This window comes from Pollutimonas rozaliensis (assembly GCF_048751585.1).
Taxonomy (GTDB): domain Bacteria; phylum Pseudomonadota; class Gammaproteobacteria; order Burkholderiales; family Burkholderiaceae_B.
Genome location: NZ_JAZHOB010000012.1, coordinates 133,544 through 140,431, shown reverse-complemented (window position 1 = coordinate 140,431; position 6,888 = coordinate 133,544). Strand labels below are relative to the sequence as shown.

Genomic DNA, 6,888 nt, shown 5'->3' with positions numbered 1-6,888 from the left:
GTTCAAACCATGAAAACCAACTCAAGCTGGCGGCTTGAATACATGTTACATGCGACAACTAGCTTGACAATTACCGACAGCGCCACGCCGCCCAGGCGCAGCGTCTTCACGTGTGCCTGCAGGTGCGCGACCTCATTCCTGAAACGGCTCATGCCGCACCTCGATCGGCCGTGCGCCGCGTGCTCCACCAGCCGGTGCGGGTGACCAGACGGCGCCCGTCCAGGTGAGCGGCGAGCACCGGATAGCGCAAGGTCAACCGCCACTGAAGCTGCCGGTACAGCCAAGTGTCAGGGCGGCCGCGCTTCTGGCTGCGCAGGAAGCCTCCGCCGACGAAGACGCCGAGCGCGATGCCCGCGACGATCAGCGTAGGCACCATGGCAATGCTTCGCGTCAGCCAGGCCAGGGGCACGCCGAGCACCAGCCCGGCGGCCGCCGACAGGCCGGCGCAGATCCACAGCTCATCGGCGGTCAGTCCGCGCACGACCACCGGCTGGCGATTCAGCCGGTGCGGCAGGAACGTCACCAGCGCGTCGCGCGCTGTCTCCGCGGGGGTGGCCATCGCGTGCAGCCCTTACAGCACGCCGGTGGCTTTGGTCAGCAGCCAGATGCCGACGACCAACAGGATCGCACCCACAGCGACGGTCAGCCCGAACTGGCCCCAGGTGGCACGGCCCGTGTGAATCTCGGAGTAGCGGGTGTAGGCGTGGTAGCAGACGCCGACGAACATCGAGGCGACCACGAGCAGCGCGATCAGCATCACGATGTCGTAGCCGTAGTTCTGCAGCGTCTGCATGAGGCCGCTGCCCTGGCCACGGGAAGGGTCTTCCATGGTCGGCAGGCCCTGCGCGAACGCGGATGGCGGCAGCCCCAGGAGCACCAGCGGTGCCAGCAGCGCGGCGATGCGCGAGGGAACGCGAAAAGTAGTCGGAGGCGTGTGCATGATCGATGGCCCTTCGTGGTGGTCAGGAGAGGATGAAGAAGGTCAGCACCAGGTACATCGCGACGAAGCGGATGCAGACGCCCAGGAACTGACGTTGGTTGATGCGGTTCTCGGCCCAGCCCACGTAGGCCGTGCGCATGGCCCACACGCCCCACAGCAGCAGCACGGCGAACACGAAGCCGAGCACCACGACGGACACCGCCGAGGGCGCAAAGCCACCGTTGGCCTGGAAGGCGGCGATCTGGTCGGCGGTCATGGCGAGGGCTCCTCCTGTTCGTCGCGGCGCAGGTAGTCGCCGGCCAGCGGAACGGGATCGCGCGGCTGGGCGCGCTGGGGCACGAGGAAGTCCTGCAAACCGGTGCGCACGCGCTTCAGGTCGGCGCGCAGCCGGGCGTAGTCGAAGTGGTAGCGGGCGCGCGCCTGCGGCGCTGTGGTGGTGGCGTGCTCGGCCAGTCGGTCGAGCAGGTCGAGCTGGCGCGCGAGCGCAGCGAGCTGCTCACGCTCCGGGGTGTCGTCGGCAATGGCGGGCTGCGGGGCCGAGAGCGACACGGTCAGCAGCACGGCCAGCGAAGGCCATGCGGATGCGCGGCGGTTAGTCTGTCCCATCGTGCCATTCCCCGTTGATGCGGATGGCCAGATGCTGTGCCGCGCTCTCGCTTTGCGCCGCAGGGAATGGGAACTACGGCATGACCGGATTCCCAGGCCGAACTGGCCATCAACTGCGCAAGGCTTCCCGGATCGCGGAGTTGGCCAGCGCCTACCGCGGCCTGGTAGAATTGGCTAAACTTGGCAATCCAAGGCTACGAAAGGCCAAATCGGATGGTTTCCGGATGACTGAAGTCGAGAGCGAAATCCTCACGCTGGAGGAGGTCGCGGCCTACCTCAAAGCCGGGAAGCGGACGGTCTATCGCCTTGCCCAGAAAGGAGAGATTCCGGCGTTCAAGCTTGGAGGTACCTGGCGCTTTCGCCGCTCAGAACTGGATCGCTGGATCGCCGAAAGCATCAGCAAGAAGAAGCCGGAGGCCGAGTGAGCGTGCGCCAAGTCAACGACCGAATCGCATTCGGAAAAGAACAAGGGGGGGATCGCCGTTGACAACACAGCAGCTTCTGACGCCGCACCAGAGCCAGTACTTCGCCTGGCTGCTGACCCGACGCGCGGCGGGCGACTCTGTGGAGTCGCTGGCCTCAACCTTGGTCGATTCGCAAGTCGATCTGAATCCTCATCAAGTCGAGGCCGCGCTCTTCGCTTGCCGCAACCCGCTCTCACGCGGCGTGATCCGCAAGCAGGAGCGGCAGAATCCGTTCCTGTTCGCGTCCGGCCCGATCATCTGTTCCTACCAGTTCGCAAAGGCCAAGGCCGACGACGTCAAGGGCATTGACTGGGACTTGGTCGTGCTCGACGAAGCGCATCGCCTGCGCAACGTCTACAAAACCAGCAACGTCATCGCCAAGACCCTCAAGGAGGCGCTGTCGCGCGTTCACTCCAAGGTGCTCCTGACCGCGACGCCGTTGCAGAACTCATTGCTCGAACTCTATGGGCTGGTCAGCTTCATCGATGACCGCGTGTTCGGAGACCTTGATAGCTTCCGCTCGCAGTTCACTGGCAGGGAGCAATCCTTCAGCAGCCTGCGTGACCGGCTGGCCCCCATCTGCAAGCGCACCCTGCGCAAACAGGTTCAGCCCTACGTTTCGTACACAGCACGCAGGGCCATCGTCGAGGAGTTCACGCCATCGGGCGAAGAGCAGGAACTTTCCAGGCTCGTCGCCGACTATCTGCGCCGCCCAAACCTCAAGGCCCTGCCCGACGGGCAGCGCCAACTGATTTCACTCGTGCTGTGGAAGCTGCTTGCCTCCAGCACGCACGCAATTGCGGGTGCGTTGGAGACAATGGCCAAGCGTCTCCAGGGCGTGCTGAATCAAGCTCCCGTGGTTCCCGATCTCGCCGAAGAACTGGACGAGGACTACGAGTCGCTCGACGAGACCGCCGACGAATGGGAGGACCAAGAGCCGGGCACAGAGGCAACGAACCGCTCCGAGCGTGATGCCATCGCACAGGAGATCGAGGAACTTCGCCACTTCAAAACGCTGGCAACCAACATCCGTGACAACGCCAAGGGTAAGGCGCTGCTCACCGCGCTGGTTCGCGCCTTCGCCGAACTGGATCGGTTGGGCGCGGCCAGAAAGGCCATCATCTTCACCGAGTCCAGGCGCACGCAGGAATACCTCCTCAGCTTGCTGGCCGACACGCCATACGGCGACGGCATCGTGCTCTTCAACGGCACAAACAGCGACCAGCGCGCGCAGGCCATCTATAAGGACTGGCTGAAACGCCACGAAGGCACCGACCGCATCACCGGCTCCAAGACCGCCGACACCCGCGCAGCCCTGGTCGAGCACTTCAAGGAGCGCGGCAAGGTCATGATTGCCACCGAGGCTGGGGCCGAAGGTATCAACCTCCAGTTCTGCTCGCTCGTCATCAACTACGACCTGCCCTGGAACCCGCAGCGCATCGAACAACGCATTGGACGGTGCCACCGCTACGGGCAGAAATTCGATGTGGTGGTCGTGAACTTCGTCGACCGCAGCAATGAGGCAGATGCACGGGTGTACGAGCTGCTGTCGCAGAAGTTCCAGCTCTTCGAAGGTGTATTCGGGGCCAGCGACGAAGTTCTCGGCGCCATCGGCTCCGGTGTCGATTTCGAGCGGCGTATCGCCGAGATCTACCAGAACTGCCGAGAGCCCGAAGAAATCAAGTCCAGCTTCGAGCAACTCCAGCTTGACCTCTCCGGCGAGATCAACGAGGCGATGGTCAAGACGCGCCAGGTCTTGCTTGAGAACTTTGATGAGGAGGTGCAGGAGAAGCTGCGCATGCGGGCAGACGACAGCCGCAACGCGCGCAACCGCTTCGAGCGCATGCTGATGGACCTGACCCGCGCGGAACTGGTCCATTGCGCCGCGTTCGATGACGACGGCTTCGATCTCCGCCACATACCGACTGGAATCGAGCATGGCGGTCTCACGGGCATCGAACTGGGGCGCTACGAGTTGCCTCGCCGCTCCGGCGACGCGCATCTATACCGCATCAATCATCCGCTGGCGCGATGGGGCATCGAGCAGGCCAAGGCTCGCGTACTCGACGGGGCTCGACTCGTCTTCGACTACAACGCCTACGGTTCAAAGATCAGCACCCTCGAAGCCTATCGCGGCAAGGCCGGATGGCTCACCGTGAAGCTGATCTCGGTCGAGACTTTCGGCAAGTACGTCGCACTGCCGCGACCTCGCCGACATTGGAAGAAAAGCTGTCATGGCAGAAGAAGCAGCGCGAACTGGAAGGCAAGCGCAGCAAGCTGCGCCGCGAGCTGTTTGCCCGGCAGGACGAAGTCGAAGCGCAACGAAATGACCTCATCAGTCAGTTGGAAGTGCAGCTCCAGCAGCAGGTGGAAGAGCGCACGCTGTTTACCGTCGAATGGGAGCTGGTCTGATGGCAACAGTTGTCGCTCGGCCCCTCGAACTCGATCTGCTATGCCGGAAACTCGATGCAGATTACTCCACCCGAATCACGGGAACAGGGAACACGCCAGAATCTCGGCGAAGCAACTTTCTGTCCAAGGCAATTGCAGCATTCGTCCTGCATGAAGACGCCGGCGCCAATCTCGATGAGTCCGTGGCCGCCAGTATCGATGGTGGTCAAGATCATGGAATAGATTCCGTATTCGTTTCAACAGATCAGACGATCTGGCTGGTCCAATCCAAGTACAAAGAGTCAGGCACTGGCGAGCCGGAACTCGGCGAGGTATCCAAATTTCGGGATGGCGTAACCGACCTTCTGCAAGGACGGTGGAACCGTTTCAACAACGCCCTGCAGAACCGCCAAGCGGCAATCACCAATGCCTTGAACAGCGGTGTCTGCAGGATCAAAGTCGTGCTGGCCTATTCCGGTACGGCGGTGTCCGATGACCGGCGCGACATCTTTGCCGACTTGGAGCGCGCGTTCAACGGAGCAAATCCGGGCTTTCTTCGGTGCCATGCCTATGGGCTCACGACCCTGCACGATCTGCATCTGGATGGGGTTTCGGCCCAGCCCATAGAAGCCGAAGTCGAATTGAAGGACTTCGGTCACACGCAAGAGCCCTACCGGGCGTTCTACGGCCGCATGGACGCCAAGCGGCTCGCCGAGCTTTGGGCGGCACACGAGGAGCATCTGGTTGATCGGAACATTCGGCGGTTCAAGGGTACGACCACCGTCAATGCGGGGCTGACCGAGACGCTCCGACAGGAAGCACAGCACTTCTTCTACTTCAATAACGGCGTCACCTTCCTCTGCGACTCCATAACGGAGCAGCATCCCCGCGACCCGCATCGGCAGACTGGCACGTTTCGCATTCGAGGCCTGTCCATCATCAACGGCGCGCAGACAGTTGGGGCGATAGCCCGCGAGCCACTGGCCCACTACGATGCACATCCCACCGTAGTCATGGCGACTTTCGTTTGTCTTGAGAACGTGCCTGATGGCTTTGGCGATCGTGTTACCCAATCGCGTAACCGCCAGAATGCCGTAGAGCTGGAAGACTTTGCCGCGCTCGATGAGCGGCAGGCCATGTGGCAGCAGACCTTGCAGATGGCTGGCGTCACCTATCTGGTCAAGCAGGGGGAGGACGACCCAGGATGAACTGACAGCGATTTCACGTGAGGTCGATCTTGTTTGCGAACGTCTTGTGACTTCTGTCCAGGGCGAGCAGTGGAACAAGCAGGCGCGCAGCGTTTTTGAGAACAAAACGGACTGTCGAACCGTGAAAGGCCGTTTGATGGCGACCTTGGCGCAGCAGAGTCAGGGAGGAAATCAATAGTGCAAGCAAACATCAAAGGTCTGGTGGATCGACTGGAGCTTTCTCAGGCCAAGGCAATGATGCCTCTTTACGAGGCCATCTCGAATGCCGTCGATGCAATCGAAGAGCGTCTAGACGGCTTCAGCAATCATTCGATTCGTATCCGTCTGGTTGCCTCTAACGATCTTGCCCATCAAGCTGGGGATGGGACTCTGGTCGTGGACGGCTTCGATGTCATTGATGATGGCGTTGGCTTCAACGACAAGAACTTGGCTTCGTTTCAAGAGGCGCACACGCTTTCAAAGGTCAAAGTCGGCGGTCGTGGTGTCGGACGCTTCACCTTCCTGAAGGTCTTTTCATCCGTACACATCCGCAGCGTCTTCAAACGCGACGGTAAGGCTTTTCTGCGCGAGTTCGACTTCAGCATCCAAGATGAACTGAAAGGCGCAGACACCACGTCTGAAGTCAAAGAGGCATGTGGCACGCATACCTCCTTGCGGGGCATGGATGACAAGTTTCGGGCTGGGTGGCCTACCCAGCCCGAGACCATCGCTGAACGCATCATTGCGCACTTTCTGATCCGGTTTGCGGCCCGCTCCTGCCCTCCGATAACTCTGGAGTCTCCTGGACACGCTCCGATTGACTTGCACGCCCTGTTTCAGGCAACAGTGCTGGCGCACATCCAAGAGCAGTTCTTCGAGGTTTCCGGCCATACATTCGCGTTGCAGGCTTATCGCCACCGGGACGGTCGCTCGCGCCACGAACTCAATTTGTGTGCGAACGGGCGGGAAGTCACCACGAGTAAGCTGCGGGACCTGCTTCCGGAGCTTCCCGAAAGGCTGATCGACGGTGACCAAGAGTCCTACACCTTGATCGTACTGGTCACAGGGGAATACCTGGATGACCATGCCAACCAAGAGCGCACGCGCATCGCTTTCCAAAGCGATGAGGAGCCCGAACTTGAGCAGACGCTGGTTTCGCGGATTACCTGCGCTTTGAGGTCAAGACGTAGTTGAGCTGCCCTTGATCGACTTCAGTGAGCAAAAGCGATTCCAGCGAGGCACCTAGGCGGCGGAAAATCGCCGCTTCACGGGCATGATGAATCGGCAGGGAAGAGGAACA

General features: G+C 61.2%; 7 protein-coding genes and 2 pseudogenes. 4 read left to right on the top strand and 5 right to left on the bottom strand.

The window, feature by feature from the left end:
* Positions 1–56: 56 nt before the first annotated feature.
* From V0R37_RS20995 to V0R37_RS20975, 5 genes and pseudogenes are all read right to left on the bottom strand, one after another.
* Positions 57–152: pseudogene (locus tag V0R37_RS20995) on the bottom strand (PFL_4703 family integrating conjugative element protein); the annotation flags it as partial.
* A complete protein-coding gene (locus tag V0R37_RS20990; protein WP_033470523.1) occupies positions 149–559 on the bottom strand; it encodes a TIGR03750 family conjugal transfer protein in 411 nt (136 codons plus the stop codon). The pseudogene V0R37_RS20995 and the gene V0R37_RS20990, both read right to left, overlap by 4 nt.
* Positions 560–571: 12 nt before the next feature.
* A complete protein-coding gene (locus V0R37_RS20985; RefSeq protein ID WP_042928657.1) occupies positions 572–940 on the bottom strand; it encodes a TIGR03745 family integrating conjugative element membrane protein in 369 nt (122 codons plus the stop codon).
* A 22-nt stretch (positions 941–962) separates the two neighbouring features.
* Positions 963–1,196: a TIGR03758 family integrating conjugative element protein gene (locus V0R37_RS20980; protein ID WP_033470529.1), complete on the bottom strand. Its 234-nt coding sequence runs from the start codon at positions 1,194–1,196 to the stop codon at positions 963–965.
* Positions 1,193–1,546: an integrative conjugative element protein, RAQPRD family gene (locus tag V0R37_RS20975; RefSeq protein WP_033470532.1), complete on the bottom strand. Its 354-nt coding sequence runs from the start codon at positions 1,544–1,546 to the stop codon at positions 1,193–1,195. The genes V0R37_RS20980 and V0R37_RS20975 overlap by 4 nt, the downstream gene beginning before the upstream one ends.
* A gap of 80 nt (positions 1,547–1,626) precedes the next feature.
* Between V0R37_RS20975 and V0R37_RS23415 the strand changes: the two genes are divergently transcribed.
* The 4 genes and pseudogenes from V0R37_RS23415 to V0R37_RS20955 all read left to right on the top strand — a co-directional run bounded on the left by V0R37_RS23415 (position 1,627) and on the right by V0R37_RS20955 (position 6,782).
* The gene (locus tag V0R37_RS23415; protein WP_425599796.1) at positions 1,627–1,971 is read left to right on the top strand and encodes a helix-turn-helix domain-containing protein; all 345 of its coding nucleotides are present in this window, start codon (positions 1,627–1,629) and stop codon (positions 1,969–1,971) included.
* Between the two features lie 58 nt (positions 1,972–2,029).
* Positions 2,030–4,422: pseudogene (locus V0R37_RS20965) on the top strand (helicase-related protein).
* A 182-nt stretch (positions 4,423–4,604) separates the two neighbouring features.
* A complete protein-coding gene (locus V0R37_RS20960) occupies positions 4,605–5,609 on the top strand; it encodes an AIPR family protein (RefSeq protein WP_420376369.1) in 1,005 nt (334 codons plus the stop codon).
* Between the two features lie 177 nt (positions 5,610–5,786).
* Positions 5,787–6,782: an ATP-binding protein gene (locus V0R37_RS20955; RefSeq protein WP_420376366.1), complete on the top strand. Its 996-nt coding sequence runs from the start codon at positions 5,787–5,789 to the stop codon at positions 6,780–6,782.
* Positions 6,783–6,888 lie beyond the last annotated feature (106 nt).

Bases quoted from the DNA above. Each gene is read 5' to 3' on its own strand.
- V0R37_RS20990 (WP_033470523.1), bottom strand. From the start codon at position 559: ATGGCCACCCCCGCGGAGACAGCGCGCGACGCGCTGGTGACGTTCCTG.
- V0R37_RS20985 (WP_042928657.1), bottom strand. From the start codon at position 940: ATGCACACGCCTCCGACTACTTTTCGCGTTCCCTCGCGCATCGCCGCG.
- V0R37_RS20980 (WP_033470529.1), bottom strand. From the start codon at position 1,196: ATGACCGCCGACCAGATCGCCGCCTTCCAGGCCAACGGTGGCTTTGCG.
- V0R37_RS20975 (WP_033470532.1), bottom strand. From the start codon at position 1,546: ATGGGACAGACTAACCGCCGCGCATCCGCATGGCCTTCGCTGGCCGTG.
- V0R37_RS23415 (WP_425599796.1), top strand. From the start codon at position 1,627: ATGACCGGATTCCCAGGCCGAACTGGCCATCAACTGCGCAAGGCTTCC.